The sequence below is a fragment of the Colwellia echini genome, assembly GCF_002843355.2.
GTDB lineage: Bacteria > Pseudomonadota > Gammaproteobacteria > Enterobacterales > Alteromonadaceae > Colwellia > Colwellia echini.
Genome location: NZ_PJAI02000122.1, coordinates 1 through 302 on the forward strand (window position 1 = coordinate 1; position 302 = coordinate 302).

Genomic DNA, 302 nt, shown 5'->3' on the forward strand with positions numbered 1-302 from the left:
GCGAGTAATATAGAAGAATATATCGCTTCAGGAGTTGATAGTACTTTTGAGGTGAGCACTGGTGATAACGCATGGAATATCACTGACAACGGTGATGGTACGGTTGCAGGTGTTAGCTTCACCAATTTTGCTAACTTGCAAGGTGGTAGCGGCGATGATGACTTTACGCTTGTCACACGTGGTCAAATTATCGGTACGATTGATGGTGGTACGGGTGCAGAAACAAATGGCGATACATTAACGATATCGGCAGCTTCACAAACGGTGAATATTACCGATGCGAGTAATATAGAAGAATATAT

The 302-nt window shown here is 42.7% G+C and carries 1 protein-coding gene; it reads left to right on the top strand.

Annotated elements, in window-relative coordinates; genetic code table 11:
• Positions 1-302, top strand: a 302-nt coding sequence (locus CWS31_RS17700) for a hypothetical protein (RefSeq protein WP_170252930.1), incomplete at both ends; no start/stop codon positions are given.